General features: G+C 67.3%; 28 protein-coding genes and 1 tRNA gene. 15 read left to right on the top strand and 14 right to left on the bottom strand.

All coding sequences use genetic code 11. From position 1 onward, the window contains the following. The coding region (locus tag WBV89_RS16470) for a TIM barrel protein (protein WP_423982433.1) at positions 1-449 on the bottom strand (449 nt) is incomplete at its 3' end. A gap of 133 nt (positions 450-582) precedes the next feature. On the opposite strand from WBV89_RS16470, the gene WBV89_RS16465 reads away from it, so the two are divergent. From WBV89_RS16465 to WBV89_RS16450, 4 genes are read left to right on the top strand one after another with little or no spacing between them, the layout of a single operon-like run. Further along, positions 583-1,803 (top strand): CaiB/BaiF CoA transferase family protein, encoded by a 1,221-nt coding sequence (locus tag WBV89_RS16465; protein ID WP_423982432.1) that lies wholly within the window; start codon positions 583-585, stop codon positions 1,801-1,803. A gap of 37 nt (positions 1,804-1,840) precedes the next feature. Continuing rightward, positions 1,841-2,719 carry a non-homologous end-joining DNA ligase gene (gene ligD, locus WBV89_RS16460; RefSeq protein WP_423982431.1) on the top strand — a complete coding sequence of 293 codons (879 nt, stop codon included), beginning with the start codon at positions 1,841-1,843 and terminating at the stop codon, positions 2,717-2,719. Then, positions 2,716-3,873, top strand: coding sequence for a kynureninase (locus WBV89_RS16455; RefSeq protein ID WP_423982430.1), 1,158 nt, complete (start codon positions 2,716-2,718; stop codon positions 3,871-3,873). Before ligD ends, WBV89_RS16455 begins: the two co-directional genes overlap by 4 nt. Further along, positions 3,870-4,217 (top strand): antibiotic biosynthesis monooxygenase family protein, encoded by a 348-nt coding sequence (locus tag WBV89_RS16450; RefSeq protein ID WP_423982429.1) that lies wholly within the window; start codon positions 3,870-3,872, stop codon positions 4,215-4,217. The genes WBV89_RS16455 and WBV89_RS16450 overlap by 4 nt, the downstream gene beginning before the upstream one ends. 39 nt (positions 4,218-4,256) lie before the next feature. On the opposite strand, the gene WBV89_RS16445 is transcribed toward WBV89_RS16450, so the two are convergent. Together WBV89_RS16445 and WBV89_RS16440 are read right to left on the bottom strand one after the other, a co-directional pair. Then, on the bottom strand, positions 4,257-5,555 hold the full coding sequence (locus WBV89_RS16445) for an MFS transporter (protein WP_423982428.1): 1,299 nt from the start codon (positions 5,553-5,555) through the stop codon (positions 4,257-4,259). After that, a complete protein-coding gene (locus tag WBV89_RS16440; protein ID WP_423982427.1) occupies positions 5,552-6,010 on the bottom strand; it encodes a MarR family winged helix-turn-helix transcriptional regulator in 459 nt (152 codons plus the stop codon). The genes WBV89_RS16445 and WBV89_RS16440 overlap by 4 nt, the downstream gene beginning before the upstream one ends. Before the next feature lie 95 nt (positions 6,011-6,105). Between WBV89_RS16440 and WBV89_RS16435 the strand changes: the two genes are divergently transcribed. The 4 genes from WBV89_RS16435 to WBV89_RS16420 all read left to right on the top strand — a co-directional run bounded on the left by WBV89_RS16435 (position 6,106) and on the right by WBV89_RS16420 (position 9,551). Continuing rightward, on the top strand, positions 6,106-7,356 hold the full coding sequence (locus WBV89_RS16435; RefSeq protein WP_423982426.1) for an aspartate kinase: 1,251 nt from the start codon (positions 6,106-6,108) through the stop codon (positions 7,354-7,356). A 69-nt stretch (positions 7,357-7,425) separates the two neighbouring features. Further along, on the top strand, positions 7,426-8,646 hold the full coding sequence (locus WBV89_RS16430; RefSeq protein WP_423982425.1) for a cytochrome P450: 1,221 nt from the start codon (positions 7,426-7,428) through the stop codon (positions 8,644-8,646). 54 nt (positions 8,647-8,700) lie between these two features. Beyond that, a complete protein-coding gene (locus tag WBV89_RS16425; RefSeq protein WP_423982424.1) occupies positions 8,701-9,018 on the top strand; it encodes a helix-turn-helix domain-containing protein in 318 nt (105 codons plus the stop codon). Continuing rightward, positions 9,015-9,551 (top strand): hypothetical protein, encoded by a 537-nt coding sequence (locus WBV89_RS16420; protein ID WP_423982423.1) that lies wholly within the window; start codon positions 9,015-9,017, stop codon positions 9,549-9,551. The genes WBV89_RS16425 and WBV89_RS16420 overlap by 4 nt, the downstream gene beginning before the upstream one ends. A gap of 22 nt (positions 9,552-9,573) precedes the next feature. Here the strand turns inward: WBV89_RS16420 and WBV89_RS16415 are convergent, their stop codons facing one another. Continuing rightward, positions 9,574-9,870 (bottom strand): DUF1905 domain-containing protein, encoded by a 297-nt coding sequence (locus tag WBV89_RS16415; protein ID WP_423982422.1) that lies wholly within the window; start codon positions 9,868-9,870, stop codon positions 9,574-9,576. Then, positions 9,867-10,736: a thioesterase family protein gene (locus WBV89_RS16410; RefSeq protein ID WP_423982421.1), complete on the bottom strand. Its 870-nt coding sequence runs from the start codon at positions 10,734-10,736 to the stop codon at positions 9,867-9,869. The genes WBV89_RS16415 and WBV89_RS16410 overlap by 4 nt, the downstream gene beginning before the upstream one ends. A 44-nt stretch (positions 10,737-10,780) precedes the next feature. On the opposite strand from WBV89_RS16410, the gene WBV89_RS16405 reads away from it, so the two are divergent. Continuing rightward, positions 10,781-11,506: a PIG-L deacetylase family protein gene (locus WBV89_RS16405; RefSeq protein WP_423982420.1), complete on the top strand. Its 726-nt coding sequence runs from the start codon at positions 10,781-10,783 to the stop codon at positions 11,504-11,506. A 290-nt stretch (positions 11,507-11,796) separates the two neighbouring features. Here WBV89_RS16405 and WBV89_RS16400 read toward each other — a convergent pair whose 3' ends face one another. Further along, positions 11,797-12,201, bottom strand: coding sequence for a rhodanese-like domain-containing protein (locus WBV89_RS16400; protein WP_423982419.1), 405 nt, complete (start codon positions 12,199-12,201; stop codon positions 11,797-11,799). A 134-nt stretch (positions 12,202-12,335) separates the two neighbouring features. Between WBV89_RS16400 and WBV89_RS16395 the strand changes: the two genes are divergently transcribed. After that, a complete protein-coding gene (locus tag WBV89_RS16395; protein ID WP_423982418.1) occupies positions 12,336-12,596 on the top strand; it encodes a CopG family ribbon-helix-helix protein in 261 nt (86 codons plus the stop codon). Next, entirely contained in the window at positions 12,593-12,937 is a 345-nt protein-coding gene (locus WBV89_RS16390) for a type II toxin-antitoxin system PemK/MazF family toxin (protein ID WP_423982417.1), read from the top strand. Before WBV89_RS16395 ends, WBV89_RS16390 begins: the two co-directional genes overlap by 4 nt. Before the next feature lie 22 nt (positions 12,938-12,959). On the opposite strand, the gene WBV89_RS16385 is transcribed toward WBV89_RS16390, so the two are convergent. Continuing rightward, on the bottom strand, positions 12,960-13,871 hold the full coding sequence (locus WBV89_RS16385) for an alpha/beta fold hydrolase (RefSeq protein WP_423982435.1): 912 nt from the start codon (positions 13,869-13,871) through the stop codon (positions 12,960-12,962). 127 nt (positions 13,872-13,998) lie between these two features. On the opposite strand from WBV89_RS16385, the gene WBV89_RS16380 reads away from it, so the two are divergent. Next, on the top strand, positions 13,999-15,267 hold the full coding sequence (locus tag WBV89_RS16380; protein ID WP_423982416.1) for a cytochrome P450: 1,269 nt from the start codon (positions 13,999-14,001) through the stop codon (positions 15,265-15,267). Between the two features lie 28 nt (positions 15,268-15,295). Continuing rightward, positions 15,296-16,705 carry an NAD(P)/FAD-dependent oxidoreductase gene (locus tag WBV89_RS16375; protein ID WP_423982415.1) on the top strand — a complete coding sequence of 470 codons (1,410 nt, stop codon included), beginning with the start codon at positions 15,296-15,298 and terminating at the stop codon, positions 16,703-16,705. 27 nt (positions 16,706-16,732) lie between these two features. On the opposite strand, the gene WBV89_RS16370 is transcribed toward WBV89_RS16375, so the two are convergent. Then, the gene (locus tag WBV89_RS16370; protein ID WP_423982414.1) at positions 16,733-17,527 is read right to left on the bottom strand and encodes a class I SAM-dependent methyltransferase; all 795 of its coding nucleotides are present in this window, start codon (positions 17,525-17,527) and stop codon (positions 16,733-16,735) included. Positions 17,528-17,681: 154 nt separating this feature from the next. Here WBV89_RS16370 and WBV89_RS16365 point away from each other — a divergent pair, with 154 nt between their 5' ends. Then, on the top strand, positions 17,682-18,743 hold the full coding sequence (locus tag WBV89_RS16365; protein ID WP_423982413.1) for an aspartate-semialdehyde dehydrogenase: 1,062 nt from the start codon (positions 17,682-17,684) through the stop codon (positions 18,741-18,743). Between the two features lie 33 nt (positions 18,744-18,776). Here WBV89_RS16365 and WBV89_RS16360 read toward each other — a convergent pair whose 3' ends face one another. The 6 genes from WBV89_RS16360 to WBV89_RS16335 form a co-directional block, all read right to left on the bottom strand. Then, on the bottom strand, positions 18,777-19,055 hold the full coding sequence (locus WBV89_RS16360) for a MazG nucleotide pyrophosphohydrolase domain-containing protein (RefSeq protein WP_423982412.1): 279 nt from the start codon (positions 19,053-19,055) through the stop codon (positions 18,777-18,779). A 26-nt stretch (positions 19,056-19,081) separates the two neighbouring features. After that, positions 19,082-19,396: an FAD-dependent oxidoreductase gene (locus WBV89_RS16355; RefSeq protein WP_423982411.1), complete on the bottom strand. Its 315-nt coding sequence runs from the start codon at positions 19,394-19,396 to the stop codon at positions 19,082-19,084. Between the two features lie 100 nt (positions 19,397-19,496). Next, positions 19,497-19,573 (bottom strand) — tRNA-Pro (locus WBV89_RS16350). Positions 19,574-19,588: 15 nt separating this feature from the next. Further along, the gene (locus tag WBV89_RS16345; RefSeq protein WP_423982410.1) at positions 19,589-20,074 is read right to left on the bottom strand and encodes a response regulator; all 486 of its coding nucleotides are present in this window, start codon (positions 20,072-20,074) and stop codon (positions 19,589-19,591) included. A 62-nt stretch (positions 20,075-20,136) separates the two neighbouring features. Next, the gene (locus WBV89_RS16340; RefSeq protein WP_423982409.1) at positions 20,137-21,312 is read right to left on the bottom strand and encodes an ArsA family ATPase; all 1,176 of its coding nucleotides are present in this window, start codon (positions 21,310-21,312) and stop codon (positions 20,137-20,139) included. Beyond that, positions 21,309-22,172 (bottom strand): ArsA family ATPase, encoded by an 864-nt coding sequence (locus WBV89_RS16335; RefSeq protein ID WP_423982434.1) that lies wholly within the window; start codon positions 22,170-22,172, stop codon positions 21,309-21,311. The genes WBV89_RS16340 and WBV89_RS16335 overlap by 4 nt, the downstream gene beginning before the upstream one ends. Positions 22,173-22,228: 56 nt before the next feature. Between WBV89_RS16335 and WBV89_RS16330 the strand changes: the two genes are divergently transcribed. Beyond that, a complete protein-coding gene (locus WBV89_RS16330) occupies positions 22,229-23,593 on the top strand; it encodes an NfeD family protein (RefSeq protein WP_423982408.1) in 1,365 nt (454 codons plus the stop codon). Positions 23,594-23,648: the final 55 nt, after the last annotated feature.

The raw sequence follows: 23,648 nt of genomic DNA, 5'->3' as shown, positions 1-23,648 counted from the left end.
CCGACACCGACACCGTCGGCCGCGACCGCATCGCACAAACGGGCGAAGCCTTCCGCGGCGTCGTCGACCGAACCCGCGTACCCGCCGGTGGCGGTGACGTGGCGAGCGCCGAACGCACGCGCCATCTCGACGCAGACGTCGACGGTCGATCGCGCATCGGCGGGGGTCGCAGCCGACCAGCCGACCACCGCCTCGATCTCGACGATGCCCAGACCGTGTCCGGCGGCGATCGCCACGAGGTCCTCGACCGTCTCGTCGCCGTCGCGAACCCGTACCTCGTAGTCGCGATACAGCAGGCCGATCCCGTCGAAACCAGCGGCTCCAGCGGCCGCGCAACGGACCTCGAACGGCTGGGCGCCGAGCGAGAAGTGGCTCAGGACGAGGTGATCGGGGCCGAGTTCATCGGCCCTCAGGGGTCGATTGCGTTCGACGGATCCACGGTCGGCCACGATCAGAATCCGGCCCGATTGCCGGTCGGTTGCAGGTCCATGTCGACGAGTCTGACACCGGCCGCGCCCGGACATCCGGCCGGAGCATCGTGCGCGTTCGTCTCCCGGTGACGAAACGGGGCACGATGGAGACGTGCTCTCCAACGCCCCGCTCGCCGGTGTCCGGGTCCTCGACTTCTCGCGCGTGCTGTCGGGACCGCACTCGACGCGGATGCTCGCCGACCTTGGCGCCGAGGTGATCAAGGTCGAACCGCCCTCGGGTGACCTGACGCGCTTCTCCGCGCCGCGCCGCAACGGTCTGGCCAGCTACTTCGTGCAACAGAATGCCGGCAAGGCGAACCTCAGCATCGATCTCGCCACCGAGACGGGTGCCGACATCATCCGCGAGTTGTGCGCGCACGTCGACGTCGTCGTCGAGAACTACCGACCCGGCGTGATGGCACGACTCGGACTCGGCCCCGACACCCTGCTCGAACTCAACCCGCGGTTGATCTTCGCGTCGATCTCGGGGTACGGCCAGGACGGACCGTGGGTGACGCGCCGTGCCTATGCGCCGGTGGTCGAAGCGGAGTCGGGGATCATCGCCTCCCAGGGAGCGGCGCGCAACGGAGCACTTGCGAAGGACCCGCACAGCCACGCCGACGTCTACACCGGGCTCGAGGCATCCGCGGCGATCGTCGCGGCGCTCTTCCAGCGTGAACGGACCGGTCGCGGCCAGACGATCGACGTCTCGATGGCCGAGACCATGCTCTACGTGAACGAGCATCTGCACGACGCGCTGTGGGAGGGCGACGAGGACCCGCAGTGGATCCGTTCGTTCCGCCCCGGCGACTACATCGTGATGCAGGTCGCGAACGGTGAGTCACTGATCGTGAGTGGGCACCCCGCCGAGCGCGGCACGTTCGACCTCTTCCTCGCCGCGATGGATCGCGCCGATCTCGCCGACGACTTCCGTTTCCGCGACGTCAAGGCGCGCATCGAGCACTACGACGAACTGCGCGAGATCATCATCGAGTTCGCGTCGACGATCTCCGATCCGGACGAGTTCGAGCGGATCTTCGCCGCGCACGGGCTGGCCGTCGGTCGCGTGCGCGAGCCGGGCGACCTGGCGCGGACGGATTGGGCCGAGGCCCGCAACGCCACGGTCGAGATCGACGATCGGATGGGTGGGACGATCACCGTCCCGAACGCCCCGTGGCACTTCTCCGACGGCCCCGATGTCGGTGTGCACGGAGTCGCGAAATATCGAGGAGAGGACAACCGGTCCGTGCTCGGCGAGCTGCTCGGCTACGACGACGAACGCCTCGACGAGCTCGAGTCGGAGCGCATCATCTCGAGCCGGCTGCCGCGGTGATCGAGGCGCCGTGAGTCTGTCGTTTCCGGTCGCGCCGATGAAGGCGACACTGGGATCGCTCCCGGCGCACGACGACGGGTGGGCGTACGAGATCAAGTGGGACGGACACCGCACGCTCGCCCACATCGACGCCGAGCGCACGCGACTCCAGACCACGTCGGGGCGCGACAGCAGCGAGCGTTGGCCGGAGGTCACCGCCATCGGTCGCGGTCTCAACGCATCGACCGCGATCCTCGACGGCGAGATGCTGGTGATCGGTGAGGACGGCCGTCCGAGTTTCGACCTGGTCCAACGCCGTGACCCGTCCGTTCACGCCGCCGTGTTCCACGTGTTCGACGTGTTGTCGATCGATGGCACCGACACGGTCGACCTCGCGTATCTCGATCGACGGAGGTTGCTCGAGCAGGTCCTCGAGGCCGGCGACCATTGGGCGATCCCTCCACATCACGTCGGCGGCGGTGCGGACCTGTTGGCGGCCACCGCGGCCCAGCAGCTCGAAGGGTTGATCGCGAAACGGGTCGACTCGACGTACCGGGTCGGCACCCGCACGAAGGACTGGCTGAAGATCAAGAACCGCAACCGCGTCGATGTCGTCATCGGAGGGTTCTCGACCGGAGCGGGGAACCGCTCGGGCACGTTCGGATCGCTGCTCGTCGGGGTCCACAACGACACGCGGCTGCGTTTCGCCGGCGGCGTCGGCACCGGGTTCACCCAGGCCACCTTGGAGCGTCTGACCGCCCTGATGCGACCACTGACCACCACGACCTGTCCGTTCGACCCCGAACCGCCATCAGCGGTCAAGCGCACCGCCACCTGGCTACGACCGGAGCTCACCGCGACGATCGAGATCGCCGAGTTCACCAACGACGGCCACGTCCGTCATGCCAGTTTCGTCGAGTTGAAAGACGATCGATGACATCACGAAGCACCGCACAGGATCTCGACCGCGACGACCCGCTCGCCCACTGGCGCGACGAGTTCGTGCTTCCCGATCCCGACCTCATCTACCTCGACGGCAACTCGCTCGGCCGCACACCGAAACGCACCGTCGAGGCGATCCGCCACGTCATCGAACAGGAGTGGGCCGACGACCTGATCACGTCGTGGTGGGAGAACGGCTGGCTCGACATGCCACTCACGGTCGGCGACACTCTGGCTCCGCTGCTCGGGGCACGACCCGGCGAGGTCGCGGTCCACGACTCGACCACCGTGTGCCTGTTCCAACTCGTGAACGTCGCGATCGACCTGTCCGGCGGCTCGGTGGTCGCCGTCGAGGCCACCGAGTTCCCGACCGACCGCTACGTGATCGAGGGAATCAGCCGGATCCGTCCCGGCATCAGCGTCCGGCACGGACTCGACGACCTCACCGGCGTCGATGTCGTCGTGCGTTCCCACGTCGACTACCGCACCGCGGCGGTGGCGTTGCTCGCCGAGGAGACGGCCCGCGCCGCTGCGGCCGGCGCGATCACGGTGTGGGATCTCTCGCACGCCGCCGGGGTGGTCGAACTCGACCTCGACGGCGCCGGGGTGCAGCTCGCCGCCGGCTGTACCTACAAGTTCCTCAACGGTGGACCGGGCTCGCCGGCGTTCACGTACGTCCGCTCGTCGATCGTCGAGACGGTCGAGCAGCCGATCTGGGGATGGTTCGGCCAACGCGACCAGTTCGCGATGGACAACCCGTTCGACGCGCGGGACGGAGTCGGTCGGATGCTCAACGGAACCCCGGGAATCCTCGGGTTGACCGGTGCCCGGTGCGGGATCGAGCTGAGCGCTGAAGCAGGGATCGGCGCGATCGCGACGAAGGCCCGGGCGCTCGCCGACTTCGGCATCGATCTCGCGGACGAATTCGGACTCGAGTGCTCCACCGCACGTCCGCCCGTCTCCAGCGGAGGGCACATCTCGATCATCCACCCCGATGCGACGGCGCTGCAGGAGCGTCTCGCCGAGCGCAAGATCATCGTCGACAAGCGTGACCCCGACGTGCTCCGCTTCGGGCTGTCACCGCTCACCACGCGATTCGTCGACGTGTTCGAGGGTGTGTCCGCGCTCGCTGGCATGCTGGACGCATGAGTGTCGTCAAGATCAACGCCATCAGCATCCCCGAGGGCATGGGCCCGCAGCTCGAAGGTCGCTTCGCCGGCCGTGCGAAGATGGTCGAGTCGTTCGACGGGTTCGAGGACTTCCAGCTCCTGCGCCCGGTCGAGGGCGAGAGCCGCTACTTCGTGTACACCCGCTGGGAGACCGAAGCGCACTTCCAGGCGTGGGTCGACAGCCAGGACTTCGCCAAGGGCCACGGCACCGGCCAGGCCGACGGAAACGCGAACGCCGAGGGCGAGCAGGCGCGCAAGCCGGTCGCCCAGGGCGCCGACCTCCTCTCGTTCGAGGTCGTCGAACACGTCGTCAAGGGCGCCTGACGAACGTTACGTAACGGGTCTGACCCGTTACGTAACGCGCTAGCTGCCGGCGGAGGCGGAGATCACGGGTTGGGTGAGTTCGGGCGTGGCCGGGATCTCGACCCGGCGGCGCGATGTCATCTCGCCCGCTTTGGCGAACGAGTACCAGCCGATGAGGGCCGCGGCGATCGAGGCCAGACCGCCGATCCCGATTGCGACACGCGGGCTGGCGTGCTCGCCGATGAAGCCGACGATCGGACCACCGATCGGTGTCGAACCGAGGAGCGCGACCGAGAAGAGCGCCATCACGCGGCCGCGGAACATCGGTGCCGAGTTCAGTTGGAGCATCGCGTTCGACAGCGAGATCACGGCAACGCTGCACGCTCCGAGCAGCGGCATCAGCGCGAGGGCCGCCCACAGCGTCGGCATCAATGCCAACGCGCCGGTCACCACGCCGAACGCCGCAGCGATGACCACCAACCGGTGTGGTGACGGGTTCCCGGTCGAGGCGACGACGAGCCCGCCGATGACGGCGCCCGCGCCCATCAAGGCGGTCATCGCCGCCAGGCCGGACGAGCCGGCCGAGAAGGTGAACTCCGACAGGAGCGGAAGCGTGACGGTGAACTCGTAGGTGATCGTGCCGATGATGACGAGCATGATCAGCGTGGTCCGCAGGTGGGGAACCGACCACGCGTAGCGCAGCCCTTCACGCAGTTGACCGCGACCGCGCACCGTGCGCTCGGTCGGATGGAGTTCGTCCGACGTCATCATGCGGAGCGCCACGATCACGGCGACGAAGCTCGCCGCGTTGATCAGGAAGCACTGGCCGATCCCGACGGTCGCGATCAGGATGCCGCCGACGGCCGGACCGATCACGCGGGCACCGTTCACGACGACGCTGTTGAGCGTCACCGCATTCGAGACGTCGTCGGGACCGACCATCTCCATCACGAAGGTCTGACGGGCCGGATTGTCGAGCGCCGTGACGCTGCCGAACATCGCCGCGATCACGTAGAGCATCCAGAGTTCGATCGTGTCGGTGATCGTGAGCACGCCGAGCAGGAGCGCGAGCGTCGCGGCAGCGGACTGGGTGATCGTGATCAGACGCCGCTTGTCGAATCGGTCGGCGATCACTCCCCCGATGGGAGCGAGCAGCATCGTCGGCAGGAACTGCATCGCGACGACCGCGCCGAGCGCGGTACCGCTGCCGGTCAACTCGAGCACGAGCCACGACTGGGCGAGCATCGCCATCCACGTGCCCGAGAACGACACGATCTGGCTGACGAAGTAGAGGCGGTAGTTCCTGAACCGCATCGCCGCGAACGTGCGTCTGCTGACGGCGGCGATGCGGGCGTTCACGACTCGACCGTCAGAAGTCGCTCGAGTGCGGGGAGAGCCGCCCCGAGGTCGCGCAACTCCTCGTCCTCGAGTTGAGCGAGGCGCGATCCGAGCCAGCTCGTTCCGGCACGACGAACCTCGGCGAGGTAGGCCTCACCCGTCGGACTCAGACCGATGAGCGCTCGACGTCGATCGACACCGTCGGCACGGCGCACCACCAGCCCCTGTCGTTCGAGATTCGACACGATCCGACTGGCCGAGGGCGGCTGTACGTGTTCGTGCTCGGCGATCTGACCGATCGTCGAATCACCGTGGCGAGACAATGTGGCCAGCACCGCGACCTGCGATTGCGTGACGTCGCCGATCGAGTGGGTGCGGATGTTGCGCGCGGTTCGGAGGAGGACGAGGCGGAGACGGTTGACGGCATCGTCGGACGAGAGCGGCCCGGGGGCGGAGGCTTCCTCGACGATCGACACGATCGTGAGCATAGCTAATGATTTCCATAGCTATGGAAATCCCCTCGGAAACGGGTCACGTCGGGCGATGCGGCGACCGATAGCCTCTCGTCACCGTGGCACTGATCGTTCAGAAGTACGGCGGCACCTCGGTGGCCGATCCCGACCGGATCAAGGCCGTGGCCGACAACGTCGCCATCACCCGCCGACGCGGCGACGACGTGGTCGTCGTGGTGTCCGCCATGGGCAAGGCGACCGACAACCTGATCTCGCTCGCCGACTCGGTCTCGACGAGCAAGTCGGGTCGCGAGATGGACATGCTGCTCACCACGGGCGAACGCCAAACCGCTGCACTCGTCACGATGGCGCTGCACGAACGTGGCATCGAGGCGATCAGCTTCACCGGGAGCCAGGTCGGGATCATCACCGACACCTCCCACGGCAAAGCGAAGATCGTCGAGATCAAGGGCGATCGCGTCCGTGACGCCGTCGCGACCGGCAAGGTCGCCGTCATCGCCGGTTTCCAGGGTGTGAGCACCGACAAGGAGATCACGACGATGGGCCGCGGCGCATCCGATCTCACCGCGTCCGCACTCGCGCAGGCGATGAATGCCGACGCCTGCGAGATCTACACCGACGTGACCGGCGTGTTCACCGCCGACCCGCGCATCGTGCCGCGCGCCAGAAAGCTCCAGCGTGTGCATTTCGACGAAATGCTCGAGATGGCCGGCGCCGGATCGAAGGTCCTGGCGATGCGCTCGGTCGAGTTCGCCCGCAACCATGACGTCCCCCTCCACGTCCGCTCCGCCTTCACATGGGAGCAGGGCACGTGGGTCAGCAACGAGGAGCCCTCCGTGGAAGATCCGATCATCTCAGGTGTCGTCACCGACATGACCGAGGCCAAGGTCACCGTCCTCGGCGTACCCGACCAGCCCGGCGTCTCCGCGGCATTGTTCGAGCCGCTCGCCGACGCGAACGTCAACGTCGACATGATCGTCCAGAACACGTCGACCGACGGCACGACCGACATCAGCTTCACGATGCCGATGGCCGATCTCGCGCAGGCCGAATCGATCGTGCAGAAGGTCGCCGACGAGATCGGCGCCACCAAGGTCACCCACGACGACGACATCGCGAAGGTGTCGCTCGTCGGCGCGGGCATGAAGTCCTCCCCCGGCATCGCCGCGAAGATGTTCCGGGTCCTCGCTGAGGAAGACGTCAACATCCAGATGATCTCGACGTCGACCATCCGCGTGTCGGTGATCCTGCCCGGCGGCGACATGGAGCGCGCAGCTCGCTCGCTCCACACCGCGTTCGGACTCGACTCGGGCAGCGACTACAGCGCCCCACTCCCCGAACGCAAGTAGTTCGCGCCCGGCGGGGCCGGATATCAGAACGCTGTTCCAATCCGTCGCGATCGCGTCTAAGGTCGCGCCATGACGGACATCGCGCCGACCTTCTTTAACCCGCTCGAGGACGGCTACGTAGCGAGCCCCTGGTCGCACTTCGACGACTTGCGCCGCAACGAGCCGGTTCACCACTCACCGATCGGCCAGTGGTTCCTGTTCCGCTACGACGATGTCAGCGCGCTGTTGCGAGACCCGGCCCAGAGCGTCGACGACGTGAACATCGCGCACCACAACGAGGATCGCCTGGCGCAGTTCGAGAAGGCCTTCGGCGAGGACGCGGAGCGGTCGACCTCGATGCTCGGACGCGACGCCCCGGACCACACGAGGCTGCGACGTCTGGTCAGCAAGGCCTTCACGCCGGCCGCGATCGCCGCTCTGCGTCCCGTGATCGAGGACCTCGTCGATGACGCGCTCGACGTGATGGATGAGCGGGGCACCACCGAGATCGTGCACGATCTGGCGTTTCCGCTTCCGTTCGACGTGATCTCGGTGATGCTCGGGATGCCCGAGTCCGACAAGGACCAGGTGGCGCAATGGTCGTCCGCGATCGTCAAGACCCTCGATCCGATCATCACCGAGGAGGAGGTCTTCGCCGCCGCCGACGCCGATCGGAAGATGAGCGCGTTGCTCGACGAGGTCATCGCATGGAAGCGGGCCAACCCGGCCGACGATCTGCTCACCGCTCTCATCCAGGCCGAGGAGGATGGCGACCGGCTGTCATCGCGAGAACTGCGCGACCAGGTCAGCCTGTTGTTCGTGGCCGGCCACGAGACCACGGTCAACCTGATCGGGACCGGGATCTACGAACTGCTCCGCAATCCGGAGCAGGCGGCGATCCTGCGCGACGACCCGTCGCTCGACGTCAACGCGATCGACGAGCTGCTGCGGTTCGTGTCGCCGGTCCAATTCTCACGCCGGATCACCCTCGACGACATCGAGATCGGAGGCCACCCGATCGAGACCGGATCGATCGTGATGACCGGACTCGCCTCGGCGAACCACGACCCCGCGAAGTGGGGCGACGACGCCGATCGGATCGACGTGCGTCGAGCCGGGACAGCGCAGCACGTGTCGTTCGGGTCGGGGTCGCACTACTGCCTCGGTTCGTCGCTCGCGCGGCTCGAGGCACAGGTCGCGATCGGACGGTTCCTCCGCCGGTTCCCCGATGCCACGATGACCGGCGAAGCCGAATGGAACGGGCGGATCAACCTGCGCGGCATCGAGCGCCTGGAGCTCGCCGTCCGCTGACGATCGGAAACCTCACGTGGTATCCGATCGGATACCACGAGGTACACTGACGACATGGACAGCGCACGGTTGATCCGCGATGCCCGTCGCGGATCGGGGTTGACACTGCGGGCACTCGCCGAGCGAGCGGGAACCTCCCATTCGACGCTGGCCGCATACGAACAGCGACGCAAGGTCCCGAGCGTCTCCACTCTCGATCGGATCCTCCGCGCGGCAGGCTTCGCGGCCGACGTGACGCTCCACCGCCGGGTGGACGACGGAGATCGTGCCGAACGCGGGCGCGAGCTCCTCGAGGTCCTCGAGTTGGCCGCTCTGTTCCCGGCGCATCACGAACCGACGATGACCTACCCACCGTTCGGGGTCGCCTCGTGACCATTCCGCTCCCGTCCAAGATCGTGGCGGTGCACGAGGCACTCTCCGCCGCCGAGGTGCCCCACGCATTCGGCGGAGCATTGGCCCTGGCCTGGTGCACCCAGCGGGCACGCGGCACCATCGACATCGACGTCAACATCTTCCTTCCCCCCGAAGGGACCGACGATCTGTTGGCAGCGCTCCCCGATCAGGTCGATCACACGCAGGACGATCGGCAGGCACTCGTCGATCACGGCCAGACCCGCCTGTGGTGGGACCGGACGCCGATCGACGTGTTCCTCGACACCACGCCGTTCCACCGTGACGTCGGCACGCGGGTCCGGCTCGAACCGTTCGGAGATGCCGTCCTGCCGTTCCTCGCGTGTCGCGACCTCGCCGTGTTCAAGGCATTCTTCGACCGCACGAAGGACTGGGCCGATCTCGAGGAGATGCAGGCGGCCGGGTCGCTCGACATCGAGGCGGTCGCCGGTGTCCTCGTCCGCTATCTCGGCGGCGACGACCACCGCATCGCACGTCTGCTCACGCTCGGCTGACCTCGATCGACGGCGCGTGCGTTCAGCCGGTGATGACGTCGAGGTGGACGGTCGCCGTCGATCCTGGCTCGAGGCCCTCGGCGGTCCGCACCGCCTTCTTCAGCGGGAGCACGTAGGTCCGTTCCTCCTTCGACGGGAACAGCGATGTCCGCCACGTCGACGAGCCGATCGTGACCTCGACGCGGATCGATCCGAACCCGGCGGCACTCGCCCCGTGCCGTTCCTCGATGTCGTCGGCCTGTTCCGCGGGCACGCTCAGGAAGAACCACGACGTCTTCGACGTCCACTCCCAGACCTCCGCCGAGAACGAGTAGGTCACACCGACGCGCCGAGCTCCGGATGCAGGTTGGCGGCGTGCCCGGCGCGCATGTCATCGGGGATCGACATCGCCCGCCGAGCGTCGATGTTGAACAACACGCTGACGACCTCGAACGAGACGAGGAGCTCGCCGCTGTCGACGTCGTAGGCCCACATCGACATCTGCGTCGTCTTGTCGGCGATCGCCGTGGTCGCTCCGAACGACTGGATGCGGGTCCCGACCTCGGGGAGCCGGTTGACTCCGATCCGCGTCTCCATCGTCGCCCACCCGACCTTCTCGCCGTTGGGTCCGGTGTGGACCAGAACGTGCTCGGAGCCGTCACTCGGAGTACCGCCCCAGATCAGCATCGGGGCGAGGTGGAGCGGCACCGTGCGACTGCCGTCGGTGTCCGCCGCGTCGAGAACGCGCGGTGCGCGCATGGCGAGGCCGAGCTCGTCCACGGTCTCGAGCCTCGGCGCCGCGATCGACGCGTCGAGGTCGATGCTGCGCGGGGTCCCGTGTGCGGGGAGATCGATCGTGTCGAGGTGATCGAGCGGTCCGTCGGTTCGGACGCGGTACACGAAGGTTGCGGCGAGATCGCCGGTCTCCGCGTTGGCCAACTCGTGGTAGATCCTGATCGCCTCGGTGTCGGCGCCGAGCAGTCCGCTGCGCACCTCGAGGTGGGTGCCGAGGAGCTGCTCGCGGTGGTGGCGGGTGTACATGTCGAAGGCTTCGACCTCCGCGGCCCTGTCCCAGCCGAGCTCAGCGAGCAGCGCGCGCGTGGCCGTACCGGCGTTCACGGCGTAGTACCGGACGTTCATGTGGCCGAGGTGGTCGATCTGATCCTCGGTGACGGTGCTGGTGTGGGTGATTCGAAGTTCGGACATCCCCGTCGATTCTGGCACTACGGTCGGGCAAAGGGAGCAGCCACATGACACAGCAACTACCGGAGATGCCGAACGATTTCGAACGGGTGTTGGCCGTGGTGGCCCACCCCGACGATCTCGAGTACGGAGCATCGGGCGCGATCGCGGTGTGGACCGATGCGGGCACGACGGTCTCGTACGTACTCGTGAGCCACGGCGAGGCGGGGATCGACGGACTGCACCCGTCGGAATGCGGCCCACTGCGCGAAGCCGAACAGATCGCCGCAGCGAAGTGTGTCGGAGTCGACGTGGTCGAGTTCCTCGACCATCGGGACGGGGTGATCGAGCACACGGTCGAACTGCGGCGCGACATCGCCGGAGCGATCCGTCGACACCGGCCCGAGGTCGTCGTGGTGATCAACTTCGAGGACACGTGGTTCGGTCAACACTGGAACTCGCCCGACCATCGCAGCACCGGGCGAGCGACGCTCGACGCGATCGGCGACGCCGGCAACCGTTGGATCTTCCCCGAGCAGATCACCGACGGCCTCGAACCGTGGGGCGGTGTCCGGATGGTTGCGGTGTCGGGCTCGTCCACTCCGACCCACGCCGTCGCGATCGAGAACGGGCTCGAGCGTGCAATCGCCTCCCTCGAGGCGCACGCGGCCTACCTCGACGCATTGAGCGGCGACATGGCCGACGCCCGCTCGTTCCTCACCGACATGGCCACGTCAGCGGGCGAACGACTCGGCGGCCGTCCCGCCGCGCTCTTCCACGTGATCGGCGCCTGAACGCGCCCCACCCACGCACCCGTCCGGGTCTGAGCGACGCGTGCCGGTTCGTCGAGTTCGCGTCCGGCGTGATCGAAACCACGATGCCACGGCCACTCGACCTCGTCCGACCGGACCTCGCCGAACGCTCCGATCCGACCAAGCTGTTCGGATCGCTCATCGATTCCGGCTGGCCGGAGACCGATGCGCTCGCCTCGGCGATCGCCACTGTTCGATGCCGAGGTCAGAACCATCGCACGGGCGGTCCGCGATGTTGCGGTCGCGCAGCGCCGACTGAGACACCCGGCAGCTCAGCGACGGGTGGCTTTCCACTCCTCCATCGTCGCGACGGGGAGGCCGTCGCCCTTCCAGCCGGTGAAGCCGGTCTCGACATGAGCGGCCCGCTCGAGGCCCATCTCGTCGAGTGTCTTCACGGTCAGGCTCGACCGTGAGCCCACGGCGCAGTAGAAGATGAACTCACGATCCTCGGCGAACACAGGCTTGTGATACGGCGACTGCGGATCGACCCAGAACTCGAGCATTCCGCGCGGCGCATGATGCGCGCCGGGCACGACGCCGTCGCGTTCGAGCTCGCGCACGTCACGGATGTCGACGAGCAACGCGCCCTCCTCCTCGACCCGTCGCCGGGCCTCCTCGGGGCTGTACCCCGTGATCGTCCGGCGTGCTTCCGCAACCATCTCCTCGACCGATTTCATCCTGACCTCCACGTCGTCGTCGCTTCATCCTCCCACCTCCGCCGTCCACCCGTTGAGGCGAGGGCGCGACACCCCTGGCATACCGTGGCGGTCACCGACTCCCTCCACCCATCACGCGGGCGAAAGGGAGCGGTATGACTTGGTTATACTTTTCGGGGAAGAAGCCAGCCGTCTCGATCCCCGATGCGATCTTCGATGCGGCAGATCGTCTCGCCGGGCGGCGGCGGGTGTCGCGATCCGAGCTGTACGCCCAGGCGCTGCGCAAGATGCTCGATGACGAGGACGACCTCGAGATCACAGCCCGCCTCGACGACATCTACGCATCGGGAGCGATCGAGACCGAACCGGTCGTCGCTGACGGACAGCACCGATTCCTCGACCAGGACAGCTGGTGATCGGCCGCGGCGAGATCCGCTGCGCATCGCTCGGCGAACCGGCGGGATCGGCACCCGGCGAGCGGCGACCCGTGCTGATCGTCTCGACCGACACCTGCAACCTCAGCGCGATCGGCACCGTGATCGTCGTGGCGATCACCGGCAATCTCGTGTTCGCGGAGGCTCCCGGAAACGTGGCGTTGCCGTCCGAGACGACCGGGTTGCCGAAGGATTCGGTCGCCAACGTGAGCGCGGTGGTGACCCTCGACAAGCGAACGCTCGGCGAACCGGTCGCCACGCTCGACGCAGCCACGATGTCGCTGGTCGACGACGGTCTGCGCCGCGCCCTCCAGCTCGCCTGACGCACGCTGGAGCAGTGCGCGGCTACGGAAGGTCGGCGCGCTCGGGAACGGGTTGGCGGGTCAGGAACGCCTGCAGCATCGCGTTGACGACGTCGGGCTGATCCTGCTGGACCCAATGGCTGGCATCGGGCACATAGCGCAGGGTCAGATCGGAGACGTATTCGTCGGTCCCCTCCGCCAGCTCCTTGCCGAGCGCCGTGTCCTGCTCACCCCACACCATCAACGTCGGCGTCTCGATGACCGGATCGGTCGACCTCCACGTCGACCGAAGGCTCAGCACCGCTCCCCGATACCAGTTGACCATCGCCCGCAGTGCGCCCGGCTGACTCGCGGCTCGGCGGTACACGTCGAGTACCTCGTCGTCGAATCGCTCCGGGTTGACGGCCATCGCCGAGAACGCCTCACCGACCGCCTGTGCTCCGTTGCGACCCAGGGCGTACTCGGGAAGCCACGGCAGCTGGAAGAAGAAGATGTACCACGACTTGCGGAGTTGACCGAACGTGCGCAGCTGGCGCTGGAGTCTCGCCGGATGCGGGACGTTCATGATCACCAACCGGTCGAGCGGGCGAACCTGTTGGATCGCGAGCGTCCAGGCGAGCGCCGCGCCCCAGTCGTGACCGATCAGCACGGTCTCGGACGGGTCGGCCGCATCGATCAGGGCCGCGACGTCGTCGACGAGGAGCGGCGTGAGGTAGTCGCGCCGGCGTCGGGGACGCGGACGGGTTGCGCCGTACCCACGCAGGTCCGGGGCCCAGGCGCGATAGCCGAGATCGGCGAGCAGCGGAAGCTGATGACGCCAGCTGTAGCCGAGTTCGGGAAACCCGTGCAGGCACAGCGCGAGACGATCACCCGAACCTGCCTCGTGGACACGGAAGTCGAACCCGTTCGCCGAAACCGTCCGTTCGATCACCGTGCTCTCCTCGTCTCGAACCAGCGTGGTCTGCTCGACCCCGATGACGTGCGGACCACCTTGACACACCGACGCGATCGCCGCGAGAAGTCGTGCCAGCACCGGGTCGTCCGCTGCTGACTGCCGGTGAGCCGCTGGGTACCGTCGATCCATGAGCGATGTCACCGAGCTGTTCGATCGCCAGCAGGATGCGCTGCGATGTCCGTACCCGATCTTCGACGGTCTCCGCGAGGACGCTCCACTCGTCCGCGACGAGGGCCTCGGCGCGTGGATCGCGACGACCTACGACGCGGCGCGCACGATCCTGCGCGATACGGCGAACTGGTCGTCGTTGTCACCGACGTCACCGGGCCAACGCGAGTCGGCGATGACCGACGCGATGATGATCCTCAGCCAGGAACCCGCGATGGCGAGCGCATTCGAGAAGATGCTGAGCGGACGTCGAACCGCCGCGGTCCTGCTCAACGCCGACCCACCCGACCACGTTCGACAACGACGAGTCGTCAACGCAGCGTTCCGACCCGACCGGATCCGCGCGCTCGAACCCACGGTACGCCGCCGGTCGGACGAGCTGATCGCCTCGTTCGCCGATCGCGGCAGCGTCGAGTTCGTCTCCGAGTACGCCGTCCTCCTTCCGATGCGGATCATCGCCGACGCCCTGGGTGTCGGCGACGACGACCTGTTGATGTTCAAGAAATGGTCCGACGACCTCGTCATCCCGATCGGCAACGCGTCGCCGAGCGTCGATCAGGTGCGGGACTTCGTCATGAGCACGCAGGCGTTCTCCGACTACTTCTCCGACAAGCTCGAGCAGCGCGAACGCGAGCCACAGAACGATCTCCTCTCCGACGTCGCGAACGCCGAACTCGACGGCGAGCGCCTCACCCACGCCGAGCAGATCTCGATGTGTCAGCAGTTCCTCGTCGCCGGCAACGAGACGACGACGAAGTTGATCGCCAACATGGCGAACCGATTCGCCAGCGAGCCCGGACTCCAGCGATCCATCGACGACGACCGCAGCCTGATCCCATCGTTCGTCGAGGAATCCCTCCGCTTCGAAGCCCCGGTCCAGGGACTCTTCCGGCAGGCGAAGAACGACGTGACGATCGACGGTGTGACGGTCCCGGCGGGGGAACACGTCTGGGTCGTGTACGCCGCCGCCAACCGCGACGCCGACAAGTTCGAGTGTCCGCACGACTTCGACGCCGCCCGGTCCAACGCCCGCGAGCACCTCTCGTTCGGTAACGGCGAGCATTTTTGCCTCGGCGCCGGGTTGGCACGCGCCGAGGCGCACGTGGCGGTCGAGGCGATGCTCGACCACCTTCCCGAACTGCGATTCGCCGAGGGACACGAGCCCGCCTACGAGGACAGCTTCATCCTCCGCGGCCTCAAGACCCTCCACCTCGACTTCGGAACCTGACCCACCCCCGGGTCGCGTACGGTCGGGCATGATCGAAACCGACTACCTGGTCATCGGCGCCGGCGCGATGGGCATGGCTTTCACCGACGTCATCCTCACCGAGACCGATGCGTCCGTCGTGATCGTCGACCGCGGGAGCCGGCCCGGCGGTCACTGGAATGCCGCGTATCCGTTCGTGCGGTTGCACCAGCCGTCGGCGTTCTACGGCGTCAACTCGCGACCGCTCGGAAGCGACCGGATCGACACCGACGGGTGGAACTCCGGCCTCTACGAACTCGCCTCCGGAGCCGAGGTCGTCGCGTACTACGACCAGGTGATGAACCAGGAGTTCATCCCGAGTGGTCGCGTCACCTACTTCCCGATGCACGAGTTCGACGGAGAACGGGACAACGGCGCGCAGGTCGTGCACTTCCGTTCGACGGTGACCAGCGCGACCACCGAGGTGTGTGTCCGACGCAAGCTGGTCGACGCGACGTACATGAACGTGTCGGTGCCGTCACAACGTGATCCCCGGTATGCGATCGTCGACGGCGTCCGTCACGGCCCGGTCAACGCGCTCGCATCGCTCAGCGAGCCGGCGGACCACTACACCGTCGTCGGAGCCGGCAAGACCGGTGCCGACGCGTGCCTGTTCCTGCTGCGCAACGACGTCGATCCCGACGCGATCACGTGGATCACCCCGCGCGACTCGTGGTTTCTCGATCGCGCCCTCATCCAGCCCGGCGCCTTCTTCGAGACCACCGCCGCAGCGTTCATCGAACAGTTCCGCCACGTGGCCGAATCCACCTCGATCGCGGACCTGTTCGACCGACTGGAACGAGCCGGTCTCCTCCTTCGCCTCGACGAGTCGGTCGAGCCGACGATGTTCCGCTGCTCCACGATCACGGTCGACGAACGCGATCAACTGCGTCGCATCCACGACGTGGTCCGGAAGGGTCGCGTCCGTACCATCGGATCCGACGAGATCGTCCTCGACGAGGGAACGATTCCGACCACGACGACCACGTTCCACGTCGACTGCACCGCCGACGGACTCGAACGACGTCCTGCGGTGCCGGTGTTCGACGGTGAACGATTGACGCTGCAGACGGTGCGCCACTGCCAACAGGTGTTCAGCGCCGCATTCATCGCTCACGTCGAGGCGAGCTACGACGACGTCAGCGATCAGAACCGGCTGTGCGGCGTCGTCCCACACCCCGATTCGGCAACCGACTGGATCCGCACCGCATACGGCAACTCGCTCAACTCGGCGCACTGGAACGCCGACCCCGAGCTCACCGCGTGGCTGACCAGCGCCCGGCTCGACGGCTTCAGCACCGAGGTACCGCCGAGCGACGACCTCGTCGCGGTGATGATGAGTGCGCTCGACCACGCCGGTCCGGCGTTGGAGAAACTGGAGCAATACGTCGCGGAACTCGATGCGGCCGAGACAGCCTGAGGCGGACCGGCGCGGACGCAGCCCGGTTCAGCGGGCCGTCGCGACGATCCAGTAATGGTGCTTGTTGATGCCCTCGAACTCCTTGACCGCCGCTTTGAGGCCGGTCGTCCGGCTCGCCGGATTGCGCCACACCTCGATGTCCCGCAGAAGGGGCGAGAGGGGGCCGATGATCTCGTTGGGTTCGAGACGGTTGGCCTGCCAACCGAGTCGGGCGAACACGCGCTTGCTCGACAACCAGCCACCCAGCGTCGGAATCTTGAACATCTGACGGACCAGGCCACCCAACGGCAACAGGACCACGTCGTAGCTGCTGCGGCTGCGGTAGTTGAGCACCACCTTGCCACCCGGCTTGACGATCCGCACCGCCTCCGACGAGAGATCGAGCGCATCGTCGGGGTCACAGTGCTGCAGGGTGATGTAGCTGAACGCGATGTCGGCGGAGTTCGGCTTCAGGTCGAGCGTGTGCCCATCGACGACGCGCACGGTCTGCAGACGATCGGGTTGACCGAACCGGGCGACGGTCTCGTGACAGCGTTCGAGAAATCCGGCGTCGAGGTCGCATGCGACGACCTCGCCGAACTCGCGGGTAAAGGCGCAGGTCATCCGGCCGATCCCGCATCCGATCTCGACCAGGGTCTGCTCGGCGTTCGCCGGATCGCGCAGACCGAACACGGTGAGGTACGCAGGCACCTCCTGATCGCCGGTCCGCACGAACTGTTCGAGCGTGAGAGCGTCGCCGGTCTCGTTGTTGAAGACCCAACCGGTCTCCTGGACGACCTCGTCGGCGCTCGTCTTGCGCTCGGTCACGCGACCAGCGGTCACCCACGGAATGAACTGACCACGGCGACCCACGTCGAGATTGTGCCAGCTCCGAATGATCTGGACTACACCGACGAACAAGATCCGTCTCACCGCCCGGCGGGTGACCCGAAACGCACCCGGAGTGAGACCGGTCGCGACGTCTAGGCTTTTCGCCATGTCGAACGCACCCAGCACTCCTTCCGGCGGCCTCCGCGTCGGTGTCGTCGGAGCCACCGGCCAGGTCGGCGGCGTGATGCGCCGACTGCTCGCCGAGCGCAACTTCCCCGTCGCCGAGATGCGATTCTTCGCATCAGCCCGATCCGCGGGAACGACGCTGCCCTGGGGTGACGGTGACGTGGTGGTCGAGGACGCCGAGACCGCCGATCCGAGCGGGCTCGACATCGCGCTCTTCTCCGCCGGTGCGACGTCGTCACGCGCGTACGCCGCCAGGTTCGCCGACGCCGGCGCGATCGTCATCGACAACTCCTCCGCCTTCCGGATGGATCCCGACGTGCCGCTCGTCGTGCCCGAGGTCAACGGGCACCTCGTGGCGAATCCACCGAAGGGCATCATCGCCAACCCGAACTGCACGACGATGGCGTTCATGCCGGTCCTCAAGCCGCTCCACGACGAGGCGTCGCTGACCCGCTTGATCACGGCGACCTACCAGGCCACGTCCGGCTCGGGTCTGGCCGGTGTCGAGGAACTCCACGAGCAGGCGCGCAAGGTCGTCGATCAGGCCGACGAACTCACCCACGACGGTGCCGCGCTCGACTTCGGCACCCCGTCCAAGTTCGCCCGTCCGATCGCCTTCAACGCGATCCCGATGTGCGGGTCGGTCGTCGACGACGGCTCATTCGAGACCGACGAGGAGAAGAAGCTCCGCAACGAGAGCCGCAAGATCCTCGACATCCCCGATCTGCTGGTCTCGGGCACCTGCGTGCGCGTCGCGGTGTTCACCGGGCACTCGCTGTCGATCAACGCCGAGTTCAAGCGTCCGATCTCCGTCGCTCGGGCGACCGAACTGCTCGCCGATGCACCGGGCGTCGAGTTGAGCGACATCCCGACGCCGCTGCAGGCCGCCGGACAGGACCCGAGCTACGTCGGTCGCATCCGCCAGGACGAGGGCGTGCCCGACGGACGCGGCCTCGCGCTGTTCGTCAGCAACGACAACCTCCGGAAGGGCGCCGCCCTCAACGCCCTCCAGATCGCGGAGTTGATCCAGCGACAGCGCTGACGTGTCAACTCGGGTCTGACCCCAGTTGATACGTCAGCAGGTGCAGGGCAGGGCGTTGCACTTGGGGCAGCCGTGGGCGAACCGCGCCGCGGCCTCGTTCAGGTCGATGCCCTGCTGATTGGCGAGCGTTGCGACCCACGCAACGACGTCGCCGAACTCGTGGATCTGCTGCTCTCGCGAACCCTTGCGCACCGCCTGCGCCAATTCGCCGACCTCCTCGCACAGCCAGGCCACCGTCGGCGCGACCCCGCGACCGCGGTCACGGTCGCCGTACGTTCGGTCGATGACGTCCTGCAGCTCGGCGAAGTCCATGCCGCTGCAGCGTAGGTGGACCGCGTTCAGGATGCGGCGGTCAGGGCACGGTCGAGCGCGATCGCCTTGCCGAGCCCACCGGCGATCTCACCGACGCACCAGCCGCCGTTTCGACCCGAAGCTCCGAAGCCGACATGTTCGGCATCGATGAGGCAGATCGACACCGTCGGATCCGCCGACAGGATCGAATAGGCGGTCCACAGACCGGTGTACCCAGCCCCGACGATCGCGACATCGACGCGGCGATCCCCGGCGAGCGGAGGGCGTGGGGTCGGCGGATCGACCTGGTCCCACCAGAGCGAGGCCGTGGCATCGGTTGCACTGGCTTCGGGTCCGACCACCGATGGATTCCACGCGATCGGTGGACGCGGCGACGGACGGCCGTGCGATCCGGTGCCGAGACGCGAAGGAGCCCTGATCAGAATCTGATCAGGGCTCCCGTGGTCGGGGTGGGGAGATTTGAACTCCCGGCCTCCACGTCCCGAACGTGGCGCGCTACCAAGCTGCGCTACACCCCGTAGCGGTTGACGATGCTACCCGGCGTCGACCGTTTCTTCCTCGGCCGAATCGGAAGCACTGTTGTCGGAATCCTCGCCGAGTTCGACCATCGGTTCCACCGGCACGGCATCGACGGGAACGCCCTCGGTGTACGCGCCACCGGCGATCACCGCCGTGGCCCCCCGCTGGAGACGCAACGAGTCGAGCGGCTTGATCAACCAGCCTTCGGCTCCGCAACGGCGCGCCAGATGGACGTCGGCGATGCGGTCGAGCAGCATCAGCACGGGAACGTGCGGCAGCCGGTCGGCCGACTCGTCGAGGCGGAGCGACATCGTGACGGCCATGCCGCCCATCGAACCGATCTGCAGGTCGAAGATCGCGAGATCCGGCGTTCGTTCCTCGATCTCGTCGGTGACGACGCGCCCGTCGCGACACACGGTGAACGTGTCGTCGTCTCCGCCCAGTGCGTTGGTGACCTCGTCGACGATCCAGTCGGCATCGGTGGCAAGCAGAATGTGCACGGGACCAACCTATCTTCCGGTCGCGTGACGGGATGGGTCTGGCCGTGACTCCCGGGCGTGCATCACGCGGGGTCGGGGAAGAGGTACCGGGCGATCCGGTCGAGGGTGACGAGGTCGTGGACGTCGCCGTCGAGCAGCGGGACCAGCCCGACCGGAGCCGGTTCGGTCAGTTCGACGAGCGGCGCGAGCGCGTCGAGCTCGGCGGATCGGAGTTCACGGAGCTCGGCCAGATTGGACCAGAGCGCCGCGAGCACGGCATCGGTCGATTCCTCGGCCGGTGCCTCGCCATCGCCGAACCCGGGCTGGACCCGATTGATGATCGCTGCCGCGACGCCGACATCCTGCTCGGCCAACTGCTGGGCGAACCACACCGCCTCGGTGATCGTGTCGCGGCGCGGTGACGCCACGACCACGAACGAGGTGCGTTCGGCACGCAACAGCGCGACGACCTCGTCGGCTCGCTCCCGGAACCCGGTCTCCATCCCGGAGAACGCCTGGAAGAAGGCGAGCGAGTCGGCCAACACGTCGGAACCGACCACCTTGCCGATCGCTTTGAACATCGGCTGTGCCGCCACGCCGAGCACCTTGAGCCCGCCGCGCGTCGGCAACATCGCGAGCTTGAAGATCCGATGGTCCAAGAAGCGCGACAACACGCCGGGGGCATCGAGGAAGTCGAGCGCGTTCCGGCTCGGCGGCGTGTCGACCACGACCAGGTCGAACCGGTCGTCCTGGTGGAGGGCGTGCAACGTCTCGGCCGCCATGTACTCCTGCGTGCCGCTCATCGCCCCGGCCATGTTCCGGTAGAAGCCGTTCGACAGGATCCGCTCCACCTGCTCGCCGTCGTCCGCGTAGGCGCGTACGAGACCGTCGAACGTCGCGGCGGTGTCGAGCATCATCGCCCACATCTCCCCGCCCGATGGGTCCTCCGCCGATCCACCCGTTCCGTCGAGCGCGATGCGCTGCGGCGCGGACGACAGGCCGGTCTCGAGACCGAGGGCGTCGGCGAGGCGGCGTGCCGGGTCGATGGTGACCACCACGACCCGACGACCGACGCGCGCCGCCTCCATCGCGATGACCGCCGCCGTCGTGGTCTTGCCCACGCCACCCGACCCGCAGCAGACGATGACGTCGGAGTCGCCGACGACCTCAGTCATCGATGCGGCGATCCGTGCGGACGTCAGATCGGGCGCTGCATCAGGAGTCGCGGTCGGGTCGAGCGTGGGGTCGTCGCTGCTCACGCGTCGTCGTCCCGTGTCAGTTCGTCGGCGAGGGTGTCGATGTCGCGTGCGGTCAATCCCGCGACCGGCAGTGAACGCAGCTGAATCCGTCCGAGCGGCAACCGATCGGACATGCGGTCGAGAGCCTGGCGTTCGACCTCGCGCCGAGCGCGCCGGAACGCGGCCGCCGAACGCAACGCCTCCACCACCGGCTCGTCGAGGTCGGCTGCGTTCAACGCTGCATCGACGTCATCGACCCCGGGGAGCTCGGCGCCGACATCGACGCCGTTCACCACGACGGGGCCGAGACGGATCCCGACGTCCTCCTCGAGAGCGTACGCGGTCTCGATGGTCTCATTGACCGGCGTGGTCTCCGGCAACGTCACGAGCACCGCCATGCAGCGTTCCGGGTCCCCCAGCAACTCGAGCACCTCGTCGGCCTGCGATCGGATCGGGCCGCCGCGCACCGCATCGGCCAGTCCCGATGCCGACGTCAGGAACGTCACGGCATGTCCCGCAGCCGGCCCGTCGACGACGATCAGGTCGTACTCGCCCGACCGCTCGTACTGCTTGACCTTGCCCAACACGACGATGTCATCGATGCCCGGGGCAGCGGTCCCGACCATGTCGATGACCCCGGTGCGATTGAGGCGCTTGGCGATCCGGCGGAATCCGTGGTCGTTGAGGTACTCCTCGAGCGCATCGGGAGCCGACAGGTGGACGACGGCGATGTGTTCACCGTCACGCTCGGGGAGCAGTTCGTCGAGCACGGGTTTCCCGTCGAGTTCGATCACGAGCACGCGCTGTCCGGATCGGGCTGCCGCACGGGCCACGACTGCCGTTACCGTTGTCTTCCCTACCCCACCCTTCCCGGCGAACACCACGACGTTCGCGGCGGCCAACGACCGCAAGGGGTTCTCGTTCACCGGAGGCACTCGTGCGCAGACTAGCGATCGGCCTGCTCGTCACCTTGGCCGGGCTCATGTTGCTCAGCACCCCGACGTCAGCCCAACCGGACATCGATTCCGAACCCGACACCGCGGCCGACATCGTCGCCGACGTCCCCCGTGTCGACGTCCTCCAGGTGAGTGGGCTGATCGATCCGATCCTCGTCGACTCGATCCAGGCGGCCATCTCGCGGGCCGAGGACGAGGGCTCGCAGGCACTCATCCTGCAGATCAACTCGGATGGCACCGTGATCGGCGACGACGAACTGGCGGGCCTGATCGACGACGTGGCCAACGCCGAGGTACCGGTCGCGATCTGGGTGGGACCGAACGGTGCCCGCTTGTACGGACCCGCCGCACAGCTCCTGACCGTGGCCGACATCACCGGCATGGCTCCGGGCGCGCGGATCGGCTACGTCGGCGAACCGATCGGCGACGCCGGGTTCGAAGGTGCTGCGCAGGACGTGCTGAGCGACGGCTCGGTCGGACTGAGCGAGGCGCGGGCGCTCGCCGTGTTCACCGAGATCCAAGATGTCGGAGTTCCGACGATCACGAGCATGGTCGAGGTGCTCGACGGCCGCGAGATCGACGGTCTCACACTCGAGACCACGGAGGAAGCCGTCACCGACAGCGGCCAGTTGCGTCGCGACACGACGGCGATCGTCCGCTTCGCGAAGCTCCCCCTCGTCGAGCAGTTGTTCCACACCGTCGCGAGCCCGCCGGTCGCGTATCTCCTCCTGCTGACCGGCCTCGCGCTGATCATCTTCGAGTTCTTCACCGCCGGCGTCGGGATCGCCGCAGGCGTGGGCGCCGTCTGCGTGATCCTCGCCTCGAGCGGACTCGGGGTCCTCCCGACACGCCCCTGGGCGGTTGCGCTGATCCTCGTGTCAATGCTCGCGTTCGCGATCGATGTCCAGGTCGGGATTCCCAGATTCTGGACCGGTGTCGGGATCGCCGGCACCATCGTGGCGAGCCTGTTCCTCTTCGAGAGCCTCCCCGGGACATCTTTGCGCCCGTCATGGCTCGCCCTGCTCACCGGCGTCGGCGGGATCATCCTGACCTTCATCGTCGGCATGCCGAACATGGTCCGGACCCGTTTCGCGACACCCACGATCGGGCGGGAGTGGATGATCGGCGAGGAGGGTGTGGCCATCTCCGACGTCGACCCCGAGGGCGTCGTCGAAGTCGGCGAGGGCCGCTGGCGGGCGTTGACCAACCGTGCGACACCGGTGCGCGAGGGCGAAGGGATCCGCGTCGCGGCGATCGACGGCGTGACCCTTGAGATCGAGCCGCTCGAGGGCGCCGCACGCGACTACCGCGAGCGCCGCACCACGCCCGACGACGACACCGCCTGACGCTACGTAACGGGTCTGACCCGATACGTAACGGTCAGCGGGCGGGGAGCCTCGG

It is taken from the genome of Ilumatobacter sp. (assembly GCF_049588435.1).
Classification (GTDB): domain Bacteria; phylum Actinomycetota; class Acidimicrobiia; order Acidimicrobiales; family Ilumatobacteraceae; genus Ilumatobacter_A.
The sequence above is the reverse complement of the archived record's forward strand: the minus strand, read 5'-3'. Positions and strand labels throughout refer to the sequence as shown.